This window comes from Akkermansia sp. N21116, from assembly GCF_029854705.2.
Lineage (GTDB): Bacteria > Verrucomicrobiota > Verrucomicrobiia > Verrucomicrobiales > Akkermansiaceae > Akkermansia.
In genome coordinates this window covers 2,545,961-2,567,291 of record NZ_CP139035.1, presented here as the reverse complement: position 1 = coordinate 2,567,291, position 21,331 = coordinate 2,545,961, and the positions used below count along the sequence as shown (strand labels likewise).

General features: G+C 54.2%; 19 protein-coding genes. 8 read left to right on the top strand and 11 right to left on the bottom strand.

Annotated elements, in window-relative coordinates:
* Window positions 1-140: 140 nt before the first annotated feature.
* The 3 genes from dprA to QET93_RS09785 are packed head-to-tail and all read right to left on the bottom strand — an operon-like array spanning window position 141 to window position 3,312.
* Window positions 141-1,277 (bottom strand): DNA-processing protein DprA, encoded by a 1,137-nt coding sequence (dprA, locus tag QET93_RS09795; RefSeq protein WP_280132259.1) that lies wholly within the window; start codon window positions 1,275-1,277, stop codon window positions 141-143.
* Between the two features lie 17 nt (window positions 1,278-1,294).
* Window positions 1,295-2,395, bottom strand: a complete 1,101-nt coding sequence (locus tag QET93_RS09790) for a glycosyltransferase (protein WP_280132258.1) — start codon at window positions 2,393-2,395, stop codon at window positions 1,295-1,297.
* Window positions 2,392-3,312 carry a mitochondrial fission ELM1 family protein gene (locus QET93_RS09785; protein WP_280132257.1) on the bottom strand — a complete coding sequence of 307 codons (921 nt, stop codon included), beginning with the start codon at window positions 3,310-3,312 and terminating at the stop codon, window positions 2,392-2,394. The genes QET93_RS09790 and QET93_RS09785 overlap by 4 nt, the downstream gene beginning before the upstream one ends.
* A gap of 216 nt (window positions 3,313-3,528) precedes the next feature.
* On the opposite strand from QET93_RS09785, the gene ffh reads away from it, so the two are divergent.
* Window positions 3,529-4,983 (top strand): signal recognition particle protein, encoded by a 1,455-nt coding sequence (gene ffh / locus QET93_RS09780; RefSeq protein WP_280126001.1) that lies wholly within the window; start codon window positions 3,529-3,531, stop codon window positions 4,981-4,983.
* 73 nt (window positions 4,984-5,056) lie between these two features.
* Here ffh and QET93_RS09775 read toward each other — a convergent pair whose 3' ends face one another.
* Genes QET93_RS09775 through cobT form a run of 4 tightly spaced genes read right to left on the bottom strand, consistent with a single transcriptional unit; the run spans window position 5,057 to window position 8,229 of the window.
* Window positions 5,057-5,644, bottom strand: coding sequence for a bifunctional adenosylcobinamide kinase/adenosylcobinamide-phosphate guanylyltransferase (locus tag QET93_RS09775; RefSeq protein WP_280126002.1), 588 nt, complete (start codon window positions 5,642-5,644; stop codon window positions 5,057-5,059).
* Complete coding sequence (cbiR, locus tag QET93_RS09770; protein WP_280132256.1) at window positions 5,577-6,473, bottom strand: cobamide remodeling phosphodiesterase CbiR; 897 nt, start codon at window positions 6,471-6,473, stop codon at window positions 5,577-5,579. Before cbiR ends, QET93_RS09775 begins: the two co-directional genes overlap by 68 nt.
* On the bottom strand, window positions 6,437-7,171 hold the full coding sequence (gene cobS / locus QET93_RS09765) for an adenosylcobinamide-GDP ribazoletransferase (RefSeq protein WP_280126004.1): 735 nt from the start codon (window positions 7,169-7,171) through the stop codon (window positions 6,437-6,439). Before cobS ends, cbiR begins: the two co-directional genes overlap by 37 nt.
* Before the next feature lie 23 nt (window positions 7,172-7,194).
* Window positions 7,195-8,229 (bottom strand): nicotinate-nucleotide--dimethylbenzimidazole phosphoribosyltransferase, encoded by a 1,035-nt coding sequence (gene cobT, locus QET93_RS09760; RefSeq protein WP_322189964.1) that lies wholly within the window; start codon window positions 8,227-8,229, stop codon window positions 7,195-7,197.
* 122 nt (window positions 8,230-8,351) lie between these two features.
* Between cobT and zupT the strand changes: the two genes are divergently transcribed.
* Complete coding sequence (gene zupT / locus QET93_RS09755) at window positions 8,352-9,185, top strand: zinc transporter ZupT (RefSeq protein WP_280126006.1); 834 nt, start codon at window positions 8,352-8,354, stop codon at window positions 9,183-9,185.
* Between the two features lie 16 nt (window positions 9,186-9,201).
* On the opposite strand, the gene QET93_RS09750 is transcribed toward zupT, so the two are convergent.
* Entirely contained in the window at window positions 9,202-11,199 is a 1,998-nt protein-coding gene (locus QET93_RS09750) for an ABC-F family ATP-binding cassette domain-containing protein (RefSeq protein WP_280126007.1), read from the bottom strand.
* A gap of 122 nt (window positions 11,200-11,321) precedes the next feature.
* Here QET93_RS09750 and QET93_RS09745 point away from each other — a divergent pair, with 122 nt between their 5' ends.
* On the top strand, window positions 11,322-11,984 hold the full coding sequence (locus QET93_RS09745; protein WP_280132253.1) for a hypothetical protein: 663 nt from the start codon (window positions 11,322-11,324) through the stop codon (window positions 11,982-11,984).
* Window positions 11,985-12,093: 109 nt separating this feature from the next.
* On the opposite strand, the gene QET93_RS09740 is transcribed toward QET93_RS09745, so the two are convergent.
* Complete coding sequence (locus QET93_RS09740; protein WP_280132252.1) at window positions 12,094-12,597, bottom strand: peptidylprolyl isomerase; 504 nt, start codon at window positions 12,595-12,597, stop codon at window positions 12,094-12,096.
* Window positions 12,598-12,702: 105 nt separating this feature from the next.
* Here QET93_RS09740 and QET93_RS09735 point away from each other — a divergent pair, with 105 nt between their 5' ends.
* The 5 genes from QET93_RS09735 (at window position 12,703) to QET93_RS09715 (ending at window position 17,603) form a co-directional block, all read left to right on the top strand.
* Window positions 12,703-13,488, top strand: coding sequence for an Hsp33 family molecular chaperone HslO (locus QET93_RS09735; protein ID WP_280132251.1), 786 nt, complete (start codon window positions 12,703-12,705; stop codon window positions 13,486-13,488).
* A gap of 503 nt (window positions 13,489-13,991) precedes the next feature.
* Window positions 13,992-14,399, top strand: a complete 408-nt coding sequence (locus QET93_RS09730; RefSeq protein ID WP_280126011.1) for a hypothetical protein — start codon at window positions 13,992-13,994, stop codon at window positions 14,397-14,399.
* Complete coding sequence (locus tag QET93_RS09725) at window positions 14,387-15,502, top strand: hypothetical protein (RefSeq protein ID WP_280132250.1); 1,116 nt, start codon at window positions 14,387-14,389, stop codon at window positions 15,500-15,502. Before QET93_RS09730 ends, QET93_RS09725 begins: the two co-directional genes overlap by 13 nt.
* A gap of 38 nt (window positions 15,503-15,540) precedes the next feature.
* Window positions 15,541-16,509, top strand: a complete 969-nt coding sequence (locus QET93_RS09720) for a GDSL-type esterase/lipase family protein (protein WP_280126013.1) — start codon at window positions 15,541-15,543, stop codon at window positions 16,507-16,509.
* A gap of 53 nt (window positions 16,510-16,562) precedes the next feature.
* Window positions 16,563-17,603: a nucleoid-associated protein gene (locus QET93_RS09715; RefSeq protein ID WP_280126014.1), complete on the top strand. Its 1,041-nt coding sequence runs from the start codon at window positions 16,563-16,565 to the stop codon at window positions 17,601-17,603.
* Window positions 17,604-17,723: 120 nt separating this feature from the next.
* Here the strand turns inward: QET93_RS09715 and QET93_RS09710 are convergent, their stop codons facing one another.
* Together QET93_RS09710 and QET93_RS09705 are read right to left on the bottom strand one after the other, a co-directional pair.
* Window positions 17,724-18,560 (bottom strand): NAD(P)-dependent oxidoreductase, encoded by an 837-nt coding sequence (locus QET93_RS09710; RefSeq protein WP_280126015.1) that lies wholly within the window; start codon window positions 18,558-18,560, stop codon window positions 17,724-17,726.
* 65 nt (window positions 18,561-18,625) lie between these two features.
* Window positions 18,626-21,316, bottom strand: a complete 2,691-nt coding sequence (locus tag QET93_RS09705; protein WP_280126016.1) for a tetratricopeptide repeat protein — start codon at window positions 21,314-21,316, stop codon at window positions 18,626-18,628.
* Window positions 21,317-21,331 lie beyond the last annotated feature (15 nt).

Sequence of the window (21,331 nt, the reverse complement as noted above, 5' to 3'; positions counted from 1 at the left end):
TTTTTCTTATGTGCGGGGATGAGTGCGATGTCGATTATCCCGGTTTGGGCCGCTATCAAGTATGAGGGGGAGTGACTATTTTGATATTTCCGGGGGGGTTTCCCTTCCCGGGAAGGCAATCAAAAGTAGGGTCTCTTTTCTCAGGAGTCTGCCGGACGGAAAAGTCCTCCCGGTTCCGGGAGGATGAGGCGTTGCATTTGTAATCGGACAAGGGCGGTTGTGAGTTCTCCGTTCGTGAGCCCGGTGGATGAACACAGGGTATTGAGATCGCGGAACCCCATATTGATCGAGTGCAGAACCTGTTGTTCCTGTTCGGAAAGAGAGTGGGCACGGGAAGAGACGGAGGGAGTGGGTTCTTCGGAGGGAAAGAGGGCCAGTTCCTGCTGTGCGGGGGATGTATCCGCCCAGTGGAAATCGTCAATGATGTGTCGGGCACAGGTGGCAAGGATGGCTCCTTCTCGGATAAGAGAGTGGCAACCGTCGGATGAAGTGCGGTCTACAGGGCCGGGGACGGCGTAAACGAGTCGGCCCTGTTCGTTGGCGGTATGGGCGGTAATCAGGGCGCCGCTGCGGGCAGGTGCCTCCACGACAAGGGTGGCTTTGCTCCATCCGCTGACGATTCTGTTGCGCATGGGGAAGGTGGTGCGGCTGGGTCCCATATTCATGGGGAATTCGGATACGACAGCTCCTCTTCCGTCGGATATTCTAGCGGCGAGCGGAGCGTTTTCCACGGGGTAGAGGCGGTTGAGGCCGGAACCGATTATAGCAATGGTACGGCCTCCTGTGACAAGGGCCGCGTTATGAGCCTCGGTGTCGATGCCTTTGGCGAGCCCGGAGATGACGGTAACTCTGCATTCGGCAAGTTCGCTGGCGAATTTTCTCGTCGTGAGGCGACCGTACGGTGTTGCCTGCCGTGAACCGACGATGGCAACGGAACGTTCTCCGTCGGAGGGGAACCACTGGCCGTGGTGGTAGAGTACGATGGGCGGGTCGGGGAGTTCCCGAAGCGGGGCGGGATAGGTATCGTCAAAGATGGTTGTGACGGATGCCCCGGCTTTGTCGGCGAGTTCGAGTTCTTTTTCCGCATTGACGGTGGTTTTCCAGGAGCGGATGGCGGCGGCGAGTTCAGGACCGATACCCCGGACTTGGCGGAGCATGGTTTCGTCGGCATGGAGAATGAGTTCCGGGCTGCCGAAAAAGTCCAGCAAACGGCAGATGCGGATGGAGCCGAGCGTTGGGATCAGATTCAGCGTGATGGCGGCGAGACGGGGCGTCATGGGGAACTGTGGGAAAATCAGAGTTCCCGGTAAACGTTCAGATGAGACTGGATCATATCGTCCATGCGGTAGGGGGAGGGAATGTCTGCCGGCGGGGCAATGGGCGTTTTGTACCAGTCGGCGAGGAGTTCCGCCATGGAGAGGGTGTCTCCGACGGGGACGAGCCCTTGGGGGAAGAAGACTTCGAGTTGTTCCCTGACTCCGCCATGGGCATACCCGGCGACGGGGCGGCCGATAGCGAGGGCCTCAAGTGTGGTTTTGCCGAAAGATTCCGGCATGGAAGTGAGGGAGAGAGTGACTGAGCATGCTGCCTGGACGTCGCGAAGATCCCGTCGATGACCGACCCATGTTGTGTGCGGAGTAAGACCCGCATTGTCATAGGCATTGAGGACTTCGTTCTTGTATTCTTCCTTGCCCTTCTTGGCTTCTCCGACGATGACGGCATGGGCCGGGATACCTTGGTCGAGGAGAGTTCTCATGATGGGAATCATGTCCAGATGTCCTTTGACCCGGGTGATGCGTCCAGGCAGGCAAAGGGTAAATTTGCCGGCGAGTTCCGGATAGTTTGCATGCCATGTATGGAGCCACGCGCTGGTGGGAGTATATCCGGAATAATGCGTTTCCGGAGTGATGGCATTGGGGATGACCCGGATGTTTCGAGCCTGTGCCTTGGGGTATTTTTCCGTGATGTAGTCGCGGATGCACCGGGAGACGGCGATGATGCGTTCCCCTTTGGTCATGATGGCGGAGTAGGCATTGACGGAGTAGAATCCGTGGACACTGGTGACGAGTCCGGGACGGAATTCCTCCGGGATGCCTTTCCAGGCCAGGTATCCGATCCATGCCGGCATGCGGGAGTGGAGGTGGAGGATATCCGGTTTTTCCTCAAGAAGGAGCTTGCGGAGGCGGCCTGTTTTCAGGAGGGAAGAGATGCTTTTTTTACCGATATCCATTCTGATGTGGCGGGAACCTTCGTGCTTTAGCTGGGAGACGAGGCGTCCTCCGGAGGATATGACGACATTATCGATACCCCGATTGGAGAATCCCTTGCCGAGTTCCAGAACGACTTGTTCGACTCCTCCGGATTCCATGGAGGGAAGTAAGTGGATAATTTTCATGTGGAAGGAGTAGAGGGAAAAAAGTGTTGGATGATATAGTCGGCTGCGCGATCGGTTTCGACAAGGGGAAGGGAAGACGGGAGGTGGCCGGTTGTTTTCCATGTAGCCCAGGGAGTGACGCGCCCTTCTTCAAGAAGCATGTCGAGACCGCGGGCAACGCGGGATGGCTTGGAGGAACGCACGGGCATGCAGAGGACGCCGACGGCTGCACCCGATCCTAGGGCTTCGTACACCATGGAGACGCTGTCCTGTGTGACCCAGGCGGTATGGGCGTGTTCCAAATGGGCGGCAACCCAGCCGGGGCGGGTCTCTTCCACCGGAACAACCTTGATGTGGGGGCATTCCCGGACAATGGACGGGGCGAAGTCCGGGGGAGTTCTTCGCGAGGTCGTCAGAACGGCTTGTCCGCCGGTGGCGGAGACATGGGCGTCAATGGCTTGGAGCTGCCCCAGAAGGGAATCTGGAGCCCAACCGTAGGCCTTGCTGGGACCTCCGATGAGGATGAGTGTTGTGTTTTTATCTGCTTCCGGGTTGGGGCGGATGGAGTGGAGGGCTCCTGTAGTGGGGAAGATGTGCTTTCCGGGATACTCCTTGTTCCCGAGGTCGTGCCGGGGGACGAGGCACAGGTCGAAGAGACAACAGGGAAGGCTGGGTTTCATGCAGAGAATGGAAACGGCGTTAAAATGCCGTGCTGCCCGGATCAAGGGAATGTGGGTGCTGTGACCGGCGGCGATGATGAGATCGGGGCGGGCATGACCATTGTTCCGGGAAACGGTGCGGAGCTTTTGGAAAAAGCCTTGCCCTGCCAGGTCGATGATATCAACGTTTCCGGGCTTTCGTGCGGAAAGCGCAGCCGCCAGTCCCTTGGTTTGGTTCAGGTGGCCTGGTTTGGAATCGCTGAGTATCCAGATGTTCATGGGCTTGTATCATGAAGAGTCGGCGGCTGTTTTTCAAGTTAAAGACACGGCACCTTGAACTTCTTGCCGGACAAAGTGAAGAGGTTAAACATAATTGCATCGAACTTTCCTGCAGTAGCAATCGAAAGGGTATCAAAAGAAGGGATACGGATGGGGTGGCGGATGATTGACGATGGGGAATCTTTGTGGCAGTCTTGGCGGCACAAGCAGCCGATTATGTTTTCTCTATTAGCCGATAAACTTGACGATACGTTCCGCAAATTGCGCGGATTGGGCAAAATTTCCGAAAAGAATATTGCCGATGCCCTGCGAGATATCCGACTTTCCCTGTTGGAGGCTGATGTCGAATTTGGAGTGGCCCGCGATTTTATCGCCCGGGTCAAGGAACGGGCTATGGGGCAGGAAGTGCTCAAGTCGGTCAAGCCCGGGGAGCAAATCGTCAAGATTTTCCATGATGAAATTGCCGAATTGCTGGGAGGGGATGCGAGCCCTCTGGATTTAACGGATCCCGCCCGGATTATGATGGTAGGACTCAATGGCGCCGGTAAAACGACTTCGAGTGCGAAGCTGGCCTTGCGACTGAAGAATGAGGGGAGACGCCCCGTGCTGATTGCGTGCGACTTGATCCGTCCCGCCGCCGTGGAGCAGCTGGCTACCTTGGGCAAGCAGATTGATGTGCCCGTGTTTTGCCCCGAACCCGGAGAAAGCGATGTGGTGGATGTGGCCCGGCGCGGCATGCAATGGGCACGGGACATAATGGCGACGGTGACGATTTTCGATACGGCGGGCCGGCAGGAGGTGGACGAAGCGCTGATTGACGAACTGAAGCGTCTTCATGCCTGCGTGTCTCCTCGTGAGACGCTTCTTGTGGTGGATGCCGCTACCGGCCAGCAGGCGGTAAAGGTGGCGGAAACGTTCAATGCCGCTGTCGGCTTGAGCGGGATTGTGCTGACGAAGCTGGACGGAGATGCCCGTGGCGGCGCCGCCCTGTCGATGCGTTCCGTGACGGGACAGCCGATCAAGTTCTCCGGCGAAGGGGAAAAACTGGATCAATTCGGCCCGTTTGTGCCGGACCGCATGGCGGACCGCATTCTAGGCATGGGGGATATCGTTGGCCTGGTAGAGCACGCCGCCGCAAAAATCGACGAAAAGCAGGCAATGAAATCTGCCGAGCGGATGATGTCCGGCAAGTTCGATTTCAACGACTTTTTGGATCAGATGAATATGATCCGCAATCTGGGACCGCTGGACGGTCTTCTGGGTATGTTACCCGGCTTTAACAAGATCAAGAAACAACTTCCGGCCGATGCTCTGAATCCTGACCGCATGAAGCACATGGAGGCTATTATCCTTTCGATGACGGCGAAGGAACGGAACAATCCCGACTTGATGAATCCGTCCCGCCGCCGCCGTATCGCAGCTGGTTCCGGTCGTTCCGTACTGGAAGTCAATAAGCTGATCAAGAATTTCATGGATATGCGCAAGATGATGTCCGGCAAAGGCAAAATGGGCGCTCTCATGAAACAGATGGGCGGCATGGGAGGTGGCAAGGGGGGGATGAAAATGCCGTCGATGCCCAAGGGGCTTCCCGGTGGTTTTCCCGGCATGGGAGGCGGCATGGGCGGTTTTCCCGGTATGGGTGGCCTGTTTGGCAAAAAAAAGAAGAAGTAGGAATCTCTTTCTGCCGTTGCTGGGAAACGATTAAGCGAATGAAAGTTCGCGGGAGATGTCGATGCTCGTTGCTTTAAAATGGCGGAGGAAGTGGGATTGGCCGGGAGGCGACGACGAGGTAGGCTTTTCCGGCAGCTTGGGAGATGAGTTGGTTGGCCAAGCCGAGGCCATCGCAGAACTGGCGTTCCAGCGGGGTAGCGTGAGTGCCTCCTAAGCCGGTTTCTCCCGAGACGATTGTCCATTGTGCCGTACTATGGGAGATGAGACGCAGGAGGTCGTGAATTTCCTGACGGATGAGAGATTCGAATTCGCCGGGAGTGATTTCCTGTTCACCCCGGGAGAAAAGCATGTTGGTGACCCAAAGAGTGACGCAGTCCAGAAGGACGGAGTCTGCCGGTTGGAATCGCAGGAGGTTTTCCGCATCTTGCGCCGGATGAAGAGGCGTTTCCAGAGTACTCCATGAGGACGGACGCCGTTTTCGGTGAAGGCGGATGCGTCGTTCCATGGATGCGTCGTTCAGGCTGGCATCGGCCGTGGCTATGTAGAGGATATTTCCTCCGTGGCGTGAAACGAGTTGTTCCGCAAAAGCGCTTTTACCGCTTTTGGTACCCCCGAGGACGAAGGTCAGGTTGGGAAGCGTTGTTGGCGAGGTAGCGTTCATAGGATTGCAGGAGTATGGCGTGCGAGGTGGCAATATCATCCGTGGTGAAAACTTCGAGGGTGATGGCGCCGGGGAAACCGAGTTTCCATAATGGATGCATGACGGAGTCTATGGATTCGCCCGACATGAGTTTGAGTGATTTATGGTCGCGGCCGACGATGCCGTGAAGGTGGAACATACGGATGCGGGGGTACCATTCCCGGAGAAGCGGTGCGGGGTCGAGTCCGTCTTTCCAGACATGTCCTATATCCATGCAGCGTGAATAGGGTGTGTCATCCAGCAAAGGATTCAGAATATCGGTACGGAATGTTTCCAGGTTTTCCAAGCAAAGCATGTCCGGGGAGGGGAGGTGGGCGGCAATTTCCTCCAGGCATTCCCGCGTCCATACGTTGCAGTCGTCGGTGGGCATTTGCCCGTTGCCGGAACAGGCCATGACGGGAATGTGGAGTACCCAGGAATGAGGATTCAGGGGGAGAGCGCGTTTAATGGCCTGGCAAATGCGCCGGGTGAAGAGCCGGGCGTTTTCCCGGGTGTCGAAGTTTCCGTCGGATGGGAGGTGAATATTGATACCGGTGCCTTCGCCGGCTGCGATGATGCCGATTTCACGGACTTCTTCCTCGGTGATGAGGAACTCGTTGTCTTGTCCGGGTTCATTGAGGAGGAGAGAGACGTCCCGGCAGACTGATGCGGAATATCGGAATGCGGAAATGTACGGCTCGTACACCAGAAAGGAAGTACAACCGAGCGTTAAACCGGGCAGTGTGAAGGAAACTGGCGGGGATGTCATGGGAGTCAGAACCGGAGGCAGAAGGTAAGCAGGACGATCCATTCGATTGTTTCAATCATGCAACCGAAAACATCGCCTGTAACACCGCCAAGACGCTTGGAAGCAATGGATAATAGGCATTCTGCCACCAGAATGGCAGCGACGAGAGCCACAAGGCCGTGAAGGCCGGAGAGGGCGCATCCCACTGTGACGAGGAAGATAGCGGGGAGAGCGTGAGAAGGAGTGACTCCTTGGCGGATGGCTTCTCCCAAGCCTCCCGGTCGTGCGGTACTGTAGCGCAGAGAGAGGAACATGCAGCTGCGGGAAAGCAGGCCGGCCATGGCGAATGCCGGCAGGAGGATGAAAGGGTTGCCGGTTTGTACGAGGGAGGCAATGGCGGCGATTTTCATCATCAGTGTCAGGAAGAGGACGGCTCCTCCGAAGGTGCCGAGACGGGAATCCTTCATAATTTCAAGTCGTCGTTCCGGAGGAGCTTCGACGATGAGTCCGTCACCGCAGTCGGCTACTCCATCAAGGTGCAGACCTCCGGTGATGGCTTCCCACGCAAGACAGCCGATGACTCCGCAGAGGAGGGAAGGCAGGATTAGCGATGCTGCCCAGACAATTCCGCCTGCCAGACAACCGACGACGAGCCCAACGAGGGGAATCCAGGCAAGGACGCCCCGGAAATTATCCGGCAGAGGCCGTGATCCGACGGGAATGCGGGTGAAAAATCCGAAGGCAGCGCGGATGGTTTGCATGGCAGTCAGGGAGAAATAGCGGGTTAGAAGTCCATGTCGCGGAAAAGGATCATCTCTGTCAGAATCCTGACGGAGGCATCGATGATGGGGAAGAGAAGGGCGGCTCCCGTACCTTCGCCCAGGCGCAAGCCGAAATCGAAAAAGGGTTCCACCCCGATGTAATCCATCAGCATTTGATGACCGGGCTCGACGGAAACATGGGAGCCGACCAGGTAGTGTGACACTTCCGGGTTGATACCTCGTGCAATGGCGGCGGCGGCTCCAGCGATGAAACCGTCTACGACGACAGGTATGCGAAGCGAGGCTCCTCCCAGCATCAGACCGGCCATGGCACCTATTTCCGCTCCGCCGACTTTGGCAAGCACATCCAGGGTGTCGCCGGGATCGGGCTGGTTTAACCGGATACCCTGTTCGATCAGGGAGATTTTTTTACGGACGGTTTCAGTATTGATTCCGGAACCGATTCCCGTCACGGAGGAGACGGGAATGCCCATCAGGACGGCGGCGATGGCAGAGGACGGGGACGTATTGCCGATTCCCATTTCCCCGGCAGCCAACAGGGTGATACCCCGGGAGGACGCGTCGTGAGCCATGTCGATACCTGTCTGGACGGACTGTTCCGCCTGTACCCGCGTCATGGCCGGACCTTTGCTGAAATCATGGACAGCGTTCATGATCTTGCGGTTGACGAGTCCCGGCAAGTTGTTGATGTCATCCTTGACGGCGACATCGACAACGGTAACGGTGGCTCCCGCGTTGCGTGAAAAGGCATTGATGGTTCCTCCGCCCCGGACGAAGTTGCGCACTTGCCCTGTGGTGATTTCCTGCCCGGTGGCACTGACTCCTTGCAGGGCAATGTCGTGGTCTCCTGCGAAGACGATTACTTCCTTGCGGGGAAAAACCGGGGCGGAATTTCCGGTCATGGCGGCCAAGCGGATAGCCAGAGTTTCCAGTTTTCCGAGACTTCCCGGTACTTTGGCCAATTGGTTGAGGCGTTCCCGGGTGCGTTCTGCGGCTTCCCGGTCAGGAGGGGGGATCGTGATCGTCATTTCGTCCATCAAGAACACCTGATCCGGCCTGCAAGTCAATGGAATTCCTGTCCGTAGGGCACATTAATTTCTCGGAAGTCCGGTATCTTGTTAGGCGTGCCGTACTTTTGCATCGACATGGGTTTGCGTGTATGTTTAAGAATCATTATCAAATGGATTACAACTCTTCCTATATTCTCCATGTTCTTCTGATGACGACTTTGGCCGGTCTGGCAACCGGGATCGGCGGATTCGTTATTTTTTTCATGAAACGGACGGACACAAAGTTGCTGACCTTTTCCCTGGGATTTTCCGGAGGTGTGATGGTGTACATATCGCTCGTAGAACTATTGGGCATAGCTCGGCAGGATTTGATGGGGATCTATGGTGACCGCATGGGGGCCGTCTGGGCATTGATTTCATTTTTCGGAGGGATCGGCATTGCCGCCTTGATTGACAAATGCGTTCCGGCGGACGAGAACCCCCACGAGTTTCCGGATGTGTCACAGTTGAACTCTCTGCCGTCCTCCGTGCCGCCTCCGGGGAGCATCAAGCGTTCGGGATTCCTGTTTGCGCTGGCCATCGGCATCCACAATTTTCCGGAAGGCATTGCGACGTTTGCCGCAGGGATGAATTCGATTTCCATGGGAGCTTCCATTGCTCTGGCTGTGGCCGTCCATAATATTCCGGAGGGCATGATTGTAGCGGTTCCCTTGTATTATGGTACCGGTAGCCGGAAGAAAGCCGTGGTTTATTCCTTTCTGTCGGGGCTTGCCGAACCGGTGGGGGCTATCCTGGCGATGCTGGTGATTTTCCCCTTCCTGTCGCCGACTCTTCTGGCAGTGCTTTTTGCGAGCGTGTCGGGGATTATGGTGTACATTTCGTTCGATGAACTCCTGCCAATGGCGGAGAAGTGGGGGCACCACCACTTGTCCATCTACGGCATCATCCTCGGCATGCTGGTAATGGCTCTGGTTTTGATCTAGCGGAGGGGACGGGGCGTCAGGATTGAACGGAGTTTTCTAATTCCCGTTCCTTGTGTTCTATTTGTTCGGAAACATCTGCCCATTGGGTGTAGGCGTTTTCCAGGGCGCGGTCGGCATCCTGAAATTGGCGTGTCAGTTCCAGAATCTTGTCGGAATCGGAAGCTATGTCCGGCTCGGACAATGCGGCGGCAATTTCTTCCTTACTCTGTTCGTGCCGGGCGATGGCCTCTTCCAACTCTTCGAGTTTTTGCTGAAGGGGGCGCAGGTAGCGCGCTTTCAACTGGCGCAGTTCAGCCTCTATCCGCTTTTGAACCTTGCGATCGGCAACCGGTGGAACGATAGTACCACGAGTTGCGGAAGAGGCGGAGTCGGGCAGGATTGTCAAGCGAGCTTTGATGGTGTTTTCTTCTTCGGTTTTGGCGATATAGTCCGAGACATTGCCGATAAACGTTCTGGGCGGGCATCCCGGACGGAATTCGATGACCTTTGTCACGATGGGATCCAGAAAGCTTCTGTTGTGGGAGACGATGCAGTAGGAACCGGGGTATTCCAGCAGTGCCCGTTGAAGGACCTGCTGGGATTGAAAGTCGAGGTGATTGGTCGGTTCGTCGAGGATCAGGAAGTTGGCGGGATGTAACAACATGCGCACAAGAGCTACTCGCGAACGTTCGCCCCCGGAGAGGATTCCTACTTTTTTGAACACGTCGTCGCCTCGGAACAGGAAGCATCCCAGAAGATTGCGGACGATGGGGGCAGTTTCTCTGGAGGCGGCGGCTTCAACGCTTTCGAGAACCGTCTGGTCGGGATCCAGGTCATCGGCGTGTGTCTGGGAGAAGAATGCGATGTGCGTGTGGTATCCCATCACAACTTTGCCGTCGGAGGGTTCCTCTGTGCCGGAAATAAGGCGGGAGAAGGTCGATTTGCCGGCACCGTTGACACCGACGATGGCAATGCGGTCTCCTTTGGTAATTTCCAGGTTGTAGTGGTCGAGGATGGAAATAGGACCGTAGTTTTTCGAGACATTCTCCAGCTTGACGACGGAATGTGCGCCTTGGGGAGGTTCCGGGAAGCGGAAATTCATGATGGCGTCATCGTCTTCAATTTCGATGAGTTCCACCTTATCCAGCATCTTGATACGCGATTGGACGAGTGTTGCCTTGGATGATTTGGAACGGAAGCGGTCGATGAATTGTTTGGTTTTGGCGATTTCGCGTTCCTGGTTTTTTTTCTGGCGCAGGAGGATTTCCTTGCGGGCGGCGCTTTCCTTGAGGAAGAAAGAGAAATTGCCGGAATATTCTTCAGCGCGGCCATGGTAGAAAGCGATCGTGCGTGTGACAAGGGCATCAAGCAGGGAGATATCGTGGGAGATAATGATGATCGCCCCCCTGTAATTGTGAAGATACTGTTCCATCCATCGCTGGGACTGGATATCCAGATGGTTGGTCGGTTCGTCCAGCATCAGGATTTCCGGCTCGCGCAGCAGAAGCTTTGCCAGAGCGATGCGCATTTGCCAGCCTCCTGAAAATTCTCCGCAATCGCGAGTGAAATCGGAGTCCTTGAAGCCGAGGCCGCGCAGGATGGATTCTGTCTTGGGTTTCAGGCGTGCAAGGTCGTGGTTGTGGAGGACGAGCTCGCGGGCGCCGATCTTGTCGAGCAGGTCGGAGTAGGTTGAGGAGCGCGGATCCAATTCTTGGAGGGCTTCCGTCATTTCGTCGATTTCCCTCTGCAGTTCCCAGAGGTCGGAGAATGCGGAAAGAGCTTCGTCTATCAGGGAGATACCGGAGATGTGGATGCCTTCCTGCGGCAGATAGCCGACTTGGAAATGCTTCGGCAGGATGATTTCTCCTTCGTCTTGTTCCTGAATTCCGGCGATGCACTTCATCAACGTCGATTTGCCGGCGCCATTGTGACCGGCGAGGGCAATTCTTTCCCCGGCTTCGACGGTAAACGAGAGTTCCTTGAAGAGAACCCGGGCGGCGAATTGGACTTTCAGGTTTTGGACGGACAGAACCATGGGCGCGCGAGGATAGGGGATGTTTCTCTGGATTTCAAGGGTGGCTTTTGTCTCAAAAGATGAATTTACAAACGGATAGATCTTGATATCGTTAGAATTTTGGAGTACGGGGCATAGTAGTTATGAAGGACAAGACTCTTTACTATCTTTTCTTTTTCCTGGGTATTCCCTTCGGCATTCTTGGTTCCGTCATGCAATTCTGGCAGGCGCTTGAGCAATTACAGGGGAAGAGCGATATCATATTCGTATTGATGGTAGCCTTGGTGTCGATTTTGGTTTCCTTCGTAGGGTTTGTTGGCTGTATTTTTGCATGGATGCTCCAATACCGTGTTTGGAAGCGTCTTCAGGTATTGAAGAAAGAAGATCCGTCTAGGTGCATGGATATGCCCGATGCAGGCGTGGCCGTGTGGTTTCAGTTTATTCCTTTATTCAACTGGTATTGGAATTTTGTATCGTACTGTTCGTTATGGAAATATGCTCGGATATTTCTGTCGAGACGGGGGATTGAGGATGATTTTCGTATAGCCCGGTGGATGGGTGCAGGGTTTGCCTCCATTACGATCCTGTCCCAGTTATGCTTTTTACTCATGTCGATCGTATCCTCTGTTGTAGGGATCGGTGCACAAGGGATTTCTTCACAACAATTGAATGAGAAAGTCTTGCATGTCGTGGTTCCTTATATGTGGGGAGCTGCAGGATTGAGTCTCCTGAGTATCGTTTTGTTTGCCTGTCTGGTAACATTCATGTACCGCTTCCGGAAGATTACGGATGTAGTTGCCTCCTGATGGAAATATCCCGTCGAACGGGGGCAGAAAAAAGGAGGATGTTGTCGTCCGGATTGTACGATCCGGAGAAACATCCTCCAAGGATTGTTGAGAAGTACCTGGTTGGGAATTACTTCGCCAGAGCCTTGTTCCACACGGCGATTCTGTCGGCCTGTTCGGCGAACAGGTCGGCGGTGTCGTCATGGATTTCGATGCTGTTGATCGTGTCGCCCTTGGCGATGGCATCGACAACATCCTGTCCTTCCGTCACTTTGCCGAACACGGTGTGTTTACCGTTCAGCCAGGGAGTGGCGGTATGGGTAATAAAGAACTGGGATCCGTTGGTGCCGGCTCCGGCATTAGCCATGGAAAGGATGCCGGCTCCGTCGTGGAGGAGGTCTCTGCGGAATTCGTCTTCAAACTTGTAGCCGGGGCCACCCATGCCTGTACCGGTCGGGTCGCCGCCCTGAATCATGAAGTCGGGGATGACGCGGTGGAAGGTAATACCGTCATAGAAGCCTTGGGAGGCCAGGTTCAGGAAGGATGCCGCCGTGACGGGAGTCTGGGAGGCGAATACGGTCAGTTTGATATCGCCCTTGGAGGTTTTGATGGTGATGTTTTTATCTGTAGCCATGCGGGGATCATAGATAGGGAGCGATGACGGGTAAAGTTCGGATTGCGGAATGCCGATGACGGGGGAAGGTATTGTCTTTGGCTCGCCTGGATGGAAACTGTCACCATGAGCGAAGAATTTGTTGACGAATTCGTAAAGGTGGAATCCATCTTCGTGAGGCATCGCAACTGCCATCTGCTCCGTGCGCATTTTTCCCCCATGTACACGGATTATTACCTGCACCTGATGCAGTACGGCCTGAGGAACGAGGAACCGTGCGACAGCATGCTGAAGGATTTGCTGGCGTATTTCACGCTGTATCTGGTGGCCCGGCCATGGGCGGAACAACATGCCTGGACGGTGAACCTCAAATCGCCCGGTCCCGCCAATCTATTCGTCACGGGATCATCCCTGACGGAATCCGTGGTCGGACGGGCTTTCGTCAATGATATCCGCATTCCGGAAAATAATCTGTTTTATGCCCAGATGTACAAGGACGGCAGGGAAATCCGTTCATCGGTCATCGATATCAAAGGAGATACTCCCGCAGAGTGGGTGGAGGAATTCTACCAGCAGAGCGAGCAGAGGCTGGCTCGCTGCCTGGAACTGCCCGATGAGTGCTTTACCATGGTGACTGCCCAGCCGGACGCCGATGAGGAGTGGCTTGGCTCGCTGACGGTGGACATGATGAAGGAAATTGATTCCGTCGAAGAAACCAAGCTTTTGGAAACGCGGAAGTTCAAATTCAATTGCGGCTGTAATATAGGGCGTATTCTGCCGACGCTGAAGGCGATGGAAGACAAACTTGACGAGTTGTTTGCCGGGGAGAAATCTCTTGAAGTCACCTGCCCGAGATGCGGGGCCGTTTATCCTGTCACCCGCGACATGATTGAGAAGAAAGACGGGGAATAAACCTCTGCTGAAATCCTGTTTTCCGATTGACGTCTGCAATCTTTTTTACAGATGGGTACCGTTGGTGGACAGAGTGCGGATCCTTTTCTTTTTGAGTAGCTGTCCATTCCGAAAATCTGATTCCGGAATGGACGGATAACTTGTGACGGAACTGCAATATATGTTTTAATAAATACTTTCCAGAATGGCTTGGAAAGTCTATCATAAAGCACGTGCCGACGTGTCCTAAATGTCTTCAAGCGTTTCACCGTGGGGCGGACTCTATTTGTCCGCGTTGCGGGTTTTCTTTGGACACTGTCAACCAGCAGTATGGGAAGTCTAAGGTGCCCTTTCGTCGCATTTGCGATCATGCAGGGGCGCTGAGGCATCATGACCGCATTCGGCTGGCGCGGGATCTTGAAAAATATGAACGGCGTATTCTTCCGGCGGCACTGGCTGTTTATTTTCCGAATATTACGGAGCCGTTCAGCTTGATGCGTCATACGTTTTGGATGTTTAATCACATGGATATCCAAGTGGCCGGGTTTGGAGAACGTGGGGAAAAACTCGGGGTGGATCCCCAGTGGCTTCTGGTATTGGTGATTGATGTGAGGACGGCCACGGCCTGTTTCATCTGGGGTTACCAGCTTGATCCCTATATTCATATCGAACGGATTAATGCCAGTATCGTGAAGTCGCGGCTTCTTCTGCGCGACGGGCTGTTGATGGCCGGCATCAGGAAAGTGATGAAAGATGCAGTTCGTCATGTGGTCTCACAAGCGGGGCCTGTGTTGCGCCATCCCGGCAAGTACAATGTGGTTTTCAAAAAAGAAGAAATGCCTTTCATCGAAGGGAAGGAAACGAAAATCTCTTTCAGGAATGAGGGGAAAATTCCGGATAAGGAGGCGGGAAAGAGAAAATGGGAATTGTAAGATCCTATGGTCGGTGGCTGCCCGGCATGTTAGCCGCCGTATTGTTGATGGGGGCGGCTGTTACTCCGGGGGAACCGGAACCTTCCGATCCTCAAGATCGGCCGGAAGGGGGTTCGATGCCGGAATGGACGGAGAAGGATCAAAAATCTGTTCTTCTGGGTAAATGGTGGGATTCTGTCTCTTCCTTGTTGCCGGGTGTTCCTTCGGATGATGAGAAAGATGCTCCCATTCCCGCCGTATCGGCATCCGAGACAAGTCCCGTGGATCCTTTCCCGGAAAATTTCGAGAGAGTGGACGAACAGTTCCTGCCGCAGTATATCCGTCCATCCGGTATCGGATTAATTGATCCGCAAAAACTGTTGACGGAGGTTGAACGCGATGACGTCCTGCTCCTGATGGCCAGGCTTCAGGAGCAGTTTGGCATTCATGTGTATGTAAGCATCTTTGCCAAGGGGCAGTCAGTGCCGCCGGAAGTCAATGCTCCAACGCTTGCTCGCCAGGTGTTTCAACCGGGGGAACGCAGCATGTTGCTTCACGTACATCTGGGCGATGTCCAGTCCATGCAGATTGCGGCCGATCAGGAAATGAACGATGCGATGGGGGATCGTCGCAGGCGCATTGTCCTTCACCACATCAAGGAAAATGCTTCCGTGTTTACCGATCCCATGGATCAATTGCTGGAAGCGATGGCGGCTATGGCCCATTATGCGCGGGAGGAAAGCCGGGAGGCCATGACGCAGACCAAACCTGGTATCTCCTTGTCCGGAACCAATATTCCTTCTGTCAATGTAGAAATTACGGAACCTGAGGGCGTCAAAAAGAATTCCATTGGGGCTCTGGTGAAGGTATGGGAGGAGGAAATGCTGGCGTACCGGGATTTGCTGCTCATCGGACTGGTGGGGGTGATCCTTTTTGCAACGGGATATTTCTGGTTTAGGAGCAAGCGCCCTGTTCACTTGCTGCCGAGCGAAGCGGATGTGCGCCTCGGAGCACCCCACGGCGCCGGTATCAGTCGGGGTATCAATTATGGAGATCGTGAGGGAACTCAGCCTGATTCCGTATCGCGCCAGCAGATGCGCGATCATATGAGGGATATCTCTTAAACTCTGAATCCTGTTGGACGAACGAAGGAATGCCGGCGATGAGAGAACATCATGCAACGATACATGGGCTTTGGACGGAAACCGGAGAATTGGAGCTTTCGCTTGCCGGCAATGTACCCGAAGGGGCGGTGATCCGCTACTGTTTCCCTTGGGACGGTCCCCGTTTATTGTTTTTGCAGGGGCAGTACCTGGCTCCCGTCGCATGCGATCCGGGGACGGAAATCCGGGCCAGAATCTTTCTGGGACGCAAGGGAATTTCAGAGGTCCAGGCCTTCACCCGTCCGGGGATGCCTCCGTCATTGCCGACTCCGGAAATCCTGGTGAGGAGGACGCAGAACAGGGACTTTATGGCCTACGACTGGGCTATACGCCATGGGGCGGTGTGCCGTGCCGTGCGGAAGCTCTCTCCCCGTCTCCTGATGTTGGGGGATTCCATTACTCATTTCTGGGGAGGGGAACCCTATGACGATTCTCCCTTGGATTATGTAGCGACGGCTCCTGCCTTGTGGACGGAGTACTTGGAGGGGTTTAAGCCCGTCAATCTCGGATTCGGCAATGACAGGGTGGAGAATGCCTTGTGGCGAGTGGAACACGGAGAACTGGACGGAGCCGCACCGGACTCCCTTTGCGTCGTCCTTCTGGGAACGAACAATCTGCCTGCTTCGTCGCCGGAGGATATCTCTGCCGGTCTCATGGCCTTGTGTGCTTCTGTCAGGGAATGTCTGCCCGCTTGTTCCATTCTGCTACAGGGAATCTATCCTCGAGATGACCAAGGGGAACAGATGCATGGAAAATTGATCGCAACCAACAATTTAATCCGTTATGCCGTAGAATCTTCCGCGATGTCCCGCTTGTATTATGCAGACATCGGTTCTGTGCTGGCGGATGCATCGGGTCACTTGAAACCGGGACTGACGCGCGACGGACTCCATCCTACCCGGGACGGATATCGGGAAATTGCCCGGGTGCTTGTTCCAGAGATAGAACGCCTGTCATGCCGGACATGACGGATACGATTCCTCCTTGCCTCCGGAGATGATCTCGGCATAATCCCGCCAACATGATGATAGATGTATCTGAAGCCAGGATCGAATCTTTGGTGATTCACCGCGTGGTTAACCAAGCCAGTGACCAAAGCAATAAATTTGCCAATGAAGAGGTGACTCTGTCCTCGGAGATGAAGGAGTTACTGATGCGTTTCTTCTTTTCATCCCTGAATCCGGGAGAAATTTACAATTTTTATGCCGGTGCCATGGAGGAGCCGGAATCCGTATGTTCATGTGCCCGGGCTCTTTTCGACGGCGAAGCCGAATTCATGCAAACATCCGTTTCTATAGCGGAGATTCTGCATGACGTCGCGAAGCATCCCCAGGTGAAGGACGGAGACCTCTATGTCGTTCGTTTTTCCGGGTGCCGAGTCGATGGTACGGAAGTGGATTCCCTGGGGCTCTTCAAGTCCGAGGTGAAAGAGACCTTCATCCATTTGGTGGAGGACGACAGAGGTTTCCATATCGAACGCGGAGAAGGATTTAGTGTCAACAAGATGGACAAGGGATGCCTGATCTGTAACGCGGAACGAGACAAAGGGTTCATCTTGAGTGTGTTCGATACAACGGGCAAGGGACGCAAGGCCGCTTTCTGGATCGAAGACTTTCTGGATGCCAGGCTTCAGCGCGACAGCAAGTTCTATACGGAAAACACGGTGAAAAGCGTTAAGGAATTCATCACCAAGGAACTGCCCAAAAAGAAGGAGGTTTCCAAAGATGAAGAATTATCCGTGATGGACAAGACGATGGAATATTTCCGCGACAAGGAACGATTCGACCGTCGTGAATATGAAGAAACCGTTTTTGCCGATGACGAAACACGCCGGGAATTTTCGGAGTTCCTTTCCTGCCGCAATGATGGGCTGGACGATTGGAATCAATTCCCTATTTCCGAAGAAGGAGTGAAGAAGTCCACAAAGTTTCTCAAGAAGGTTATCAAGCTGGACAAGGACTTCAGCATCTACGTCCACGGCAGCGGAAACTTCATGCAGAAGGGTTTTGACAAGGAATACGGACTGAAATACTACAAATTCTTTTACACGGAAGAGAAGTAGGACAGAGGCTTTTTCCTTCCCCTTGTTCCGAATCCTTATAGATCATACAACAGACGGTTCCGGAGTTGATCTCTTGGAACCGTCTGTCATTTGCTCATGGGCGAGCAAGGGGACCTCTGATTATTGGTTGAATTGAGAGGCCAGGACACAGAAATCCTCCTCGGCATGTCCTTCCTCACAGAGGCGCGCCATGATGGAGGAAACCAAGCCGATCTGTGGCGGATCAATGCCTTTTTCCCGTGCCAGTTCGATGGCGTAGGTACTGTCCTTCCGCATGTTGTCCAGGGAGAAATGGGTGGAGAAATCCGCTGCATCCATATAGGGTACCTTGAAGGAGGCGAGGGGGGATGCGACGACGTTCTGGGTCATGGCTTCCAGCAGGTTTTCTGCCGTCATGCCGTGTGCTTTCGTAATGGCGAGAGCCTCTGAAAGTCCCTGCACCATGGTGGCGGAAAGGAGATTGGTGACGAGTTTGAGGACTGTGCCGTTGCCCATTTTCCCCGTATAGATGATGGCCTTGGAGGATTTTTCCAGCAGGGGACGTACCTGTTCCAATACCTTTTTGTCGCCGGACACGTAATAGGCCAGAGTACCGTTGGTGGCCGGTATGCGCGAGCCGGTGAAAGGACAGTCTAGATAGCTGCAACCTATTTGTTTGCAACGTTCTGCAAGAATATGGACTGTTTCCAGGTCAATGGTGGAGTGGTTGAGGATGATATGGTCGTGCGTCAATGCCGGAGCCAGTGCTTCAAAAACTTCCATGCATGCCTGACGGTCTTTGAGATACAGGCTGATGATACGTGTCTGTCCGGCGGCTTCCGCTGGGGACGAAACGGCTCCGATGTGGGTACTTTTGGGAGTACGGTTCCAGACGGTGACGTCAAGACCGAGTGAAGCAAGCCTTCCGGCTACGCCGGAGCCGATGATTCCGAGTCCGAGAATTGCAATGTCGCTCATGTAATGATTCTAGCCGTTTCACGCTAGAGTTTCACGCTTTTTTACTCGGAACGGGATAGGGAAGATCAAAAGAATCTGCCACGGCGTTTTCTGTTGACAAAAGGGTCGTTATTCTTTGTCGCGGGGGCGGGTTGAGGAACCGCTTTTTCTGTCGAGGGTGAGGACTTTTTGCCGGAGGTGCCGGAGTGGCCTGAAGTTTTGCTGCCGGTGGATGTTGAACTTGAAGAGGAATTTTTGGACTCAGTCGATTTACCGGAGTTCTTCGGAGATGACGATGAGGTGGTTTTGGGTTTAACCGGTTGTTCTTCTTTTTTACCGGAAGATTCACGGGAAGCAGGTTTGGCTTCTTGTTTTTGTTCTTCTTGCTTGGATTCCGGTTTGGGTTTGGCTTCCTGCTTGGATTCCGGTTGGGGGACATCTGGCGTGGCGTCCTCTTTTTTATCGTCTTGATTCTTGGAAGGATCCGGTTCCTGCGGGGCGACTGCCTGTGCCGCAGGCTGAGGAGACTGGATGGCTGCAACGGGCTGATTGTGGGTAACAGGGTTGGTTACCTGGAGACCATCTCCGCTCGGTTGAGAAGAACCGTCTGCCTCCGGTTCCGGAGTATTGGCGATGACTGGTTGGATAACCGGCAGAGCTGTTCCTTCTGCCAGAGCTTTCTGCAGTTCGGGATCAGGCAGGGCCCCTGCATTGATGGCTTTGTCGTAGGAAACTCGCGCTTCTTTGAATTTGCCGCCTTTGGCAAGTGTCGCAGCCATGTTGAAATAGGCATCCGCAAAGGCCGGGTTGACCTTGACAGCCTGTTCGTAGTAGGAGACGGCTTTGTCGGTGTTGTTGTAGAGACTTTCGATATTACCGAGATAGAGTAGGGCCGTTGCGTTGTCCGGTTCGATCCGAACGGTTTCCGTAAAGGATTCCGTCGCTTCCTTGTAGCGGCCGGAACTGTACCGGGCGATGCCTAGCAGGAACTGGGCCGGAGCGGAATCCTTGTCGATTTCCACAGCGCGTTTGAGGTGGATGATCGCTTCATCGACAAGACGGCGTTTCAGCAGGATGGCTCCCAGGTTGACACGCCCGGCAAAGTGATCAGGCTTGCTGTCGAGCAGTGTTTTGTAAAGTTGTTCGGCCGCTGCGTAACGGCCTTTGTTAAAGGCTTTTTCCGCGGCTTGTCCCATGGCTTCCATTTCGTACTGGCGCTTGATTGCTAGTTCGGTTTCCTGGCGCAATCTGTCTTGGTCTGAGGCGAGTTTGAGAGCTTCTGCCTCTTCTTCCCGACGCTGTTCCTTGTTGCGTTTGTCAATAGTGGCGAGGAGCTCTTCTTCTTCGGGCGTCAGTTTCAACTTGCTCTCGTCATTGAGCATAGTGAGAGCTTCCGCCATCTTGGGATCTTTGAGTTTGAGACGAGTATAGGATTCGATGAGAAGTTCCCGGCTCTTGACCTGGGTGGCAAGCAGGCGCATTTGTTTGTTGACGGCGGAACGCAGGATCCGGTTTTCTTCGATGTCGAGAGGGTCCGCTTTGGGAGAGGCTGCCAGTTTTTCCAGTTCGGCTTCCGTGTTGACAAGTTTAGTGTTCAACTCCGAGATGCGTCTGCGATAGCCGATGTTCTCGTCAAACATAGCTGCGAGGCGTACTTTCAGCTGTGCCACTTCGGCACGCGTCGCTTCCAGTTCTTTGAGATTGACGGCTCGCATATCTTCGCTTTGTTGTTTTTCGTTTTCCAACTGGGCGATTTTGGCTTCGGCTTCTTTGAGACGTGCGGCGAGGGAAAGGTTGGTATCAAGGAGATTCTTTGTTTTTTCCGGGCTATTGAGTTCAATAATGGCCGCGAGCTGGTCCCTTTCCTTGCGCAGGGCATCTCGATCCTGAGTGACTTCCGCCAGCATTTCCTGGCTTTGTTCAAGCTGCTGGGTGAGATGGGCGACCTGGTCTTCCGCCTTTTGGCGAGCTGTTTTGGATTCTTCGAGTTCCTTTTTGGTCGAGTCCAGTTGCTTGGTCAGAGAACGCACGAGTTCATTGTTAAAATTGCGTTCCTGTTTGAGTTGGGCTTCCAGTTCGTTGTAGCGTTCCTGCAGCGCCTTTTCTCCGGCTTCGGCTAGGACTTTCTGCTTGGTGGCGATCAGGAGTTCCTGCTTCGTTTCCTTGAGAGCATTAATAAGGGCTTCATTTTCAAGCTTGAGACGCATGTTCTCATGTTCCAGCCTTTCATAGCTTGATCCTGCGACTTCGGCTGAGGCAGGAGAAATGGGAACGTAAGGTTGTCTGTTGCTTTCGGAATTCAGCCGGCGTTGGGCACCGCTTTGGGCCCGGCGTTGGGCTTCCAGTTCCTCGAATGAAGGGATGCCTCTTACTCTTTGGGCTCCACCTTGTTCCGCAGCATGCTGCTCGGCTTCTTTTCCTTGTTTGGCTGCTTGCTCTTTGGCAAGAGCCGTCCAGCTGCTGAGATTGTCCTGAAGGAGTTTTTGACGGCGTGCTACCATGGAAGTCCTCCATTGAGGATGGTCGCGTGCAATAGCCGATATGATCGTGGAGGCATCCTTGATTTTGTGGATGGCCTCGACGTATTGCTGTTTTTTTGCAAGACGTTCGCCTTCATCGCACATTTTCCATGCATGGTAGTACAGTTCACTTGGGTCGCTGCCGACTGCACTGAAAGACGATGAAACGGGAGCTCCGTCTTGTGCCCGGACAATCACCGGGACCGAACAAGCCAGAAGAATAAGGCAGACGGCTAATCCGGACAGTCGAGGTTTCATGGAAGTGGAAGAGAG

Excerpts from the sequence above, each read along its gene's own strand:
- dprA (WP_280132259.1), bottom strand. The coding sequence starts at position 1,277 with ATGACGCCCCGTCTCGCCGCCATCACGCTGAATCTGATCCCAACGCTC.
- QET93_RS09790 (WP_280132258.1), bottom strand. The coding sequence starts at position 2,395 with ATGAAAATTATCCACTTACTTCCCTCCATGGAATCCGGAGGAGTCGAA.
- QET93_RS09785 (WP_280132257.1), bottom strand. The coding sequence starts at position 3,312 with ATGAACATCTGGATACTCAGCGATTCCAAACCAGGCCACCTGAACCAA.
- ffh (WP_280126001.1), top strand. The coding sequence starts at position 3,529 with ATGTTTTCTCTATTAGCCGATAAACTTGACGATACGTTCCGCAAATTG.
- QET93_RS09775 (WP_280126002.1), bottom strand. The coding sequence starts at position 5,644 with ATGAACGCTACCTCGCCAACAACGCTTCCCAACCTGACCTTCGTCCTC.
- cbiR (WP_280132256.1), bottom strand. The coding sequence starts at position 6,473 with ATGGATCGTCCTGCTTACCTTCTGCCTCCGGTTCTGACTCCCATGACA.
- cobS (WP_280126004.1), bottom strand. The coding sequence starts at position 7,171 with ATGCAAACCATCCGCGCTGCCTTCGGATTTTTCACCCGCATTCCCGTC.
- cobT (WP_322189964.1), bottom strand. The coding sequence starts at position 8,229 with ATGGACGAAATGACGATCACGATCCCCCCTCCTGACCGGGAAGCCGCA.
- zupT (WP_280126006.1), top strand. The coding sequence starts at position 8,352 with ATGTTTAAGAATCATTATCAAATGGATTACAACTCTTCCTATATTCTC.
- QET93_RS09750 (WP_280126007.1), bottom strand. The coding sequence starts at position 11,199 with ATGGTTCTGTCCGTCCAAAACCTGAAAGTCCAATTCGCCGCCCGGGTT.
- QET93_RS09745 (WP_280132253.1), top strand. The coding sequence starts at position 11,322 with ATGAAGGACAAGACTCTTTACTATCTTTTCTTTTTCCTGGGTATTCCC.
- QET93_RS09740 (WP_280132252.1), bottom strand. The coding sequence starts at position 12,597 with ATGGCTACAGATAAAAACATCACCATCAAAACCTCCAAGGGCGATATC.
- QET93_RS09735 (WP_280132251.1), top strand. The coding sequence starts at position 12,703 with ATGAGCGAAGAATTTGTTGACGAATTCGTAAAGGTGGAATCCATCTTC.
- QET93_RS09730 (WP_280126011.1), top strand. The coding sequence starts at position 13,992 with ATGGATATCCAAGTGGCCGGGTTTGGAGAACGTGGGGAAAAACTCGGG.
- QET93_RS09725 (WP_280132250.1), top strand. The coding sequence starts at position 14,387 with ATGGGAATTGTAAGATCCTATGGTCGGTGGCTGCCCGGCATGTTAGCC.
- QET93_RS09720 (WP_280126013.1), top strand. The coding sequence starts at position 15,541 with ATGAGAGAACATCATGCAACGATACATGGGCTTTGGACGGAAACCGGA.
- QET93_RS09715 (WP_280126014.1), top strand. The coding sequence starts at position 16,563 with ATGATGATAGATGTATCTGAAGCCAGGATCGAATCTTTGGTGATTCAC.
- QET93_RS09710 (WP_280126015.1), bottom strand. The coding sequence starts at position 18,560 with ATGAGCGACATTGCAATTCTCGGACTCGGAATCATCGGCTCCGGCGTA.
- QET93_RS09705 (WP_280126016.1), bottom strand. The coding sequence starts at position 21,316 with ATGAAACCTCGACTGTCCGGATTAGCCGTCTGCCTTATTCTTCTGGCT.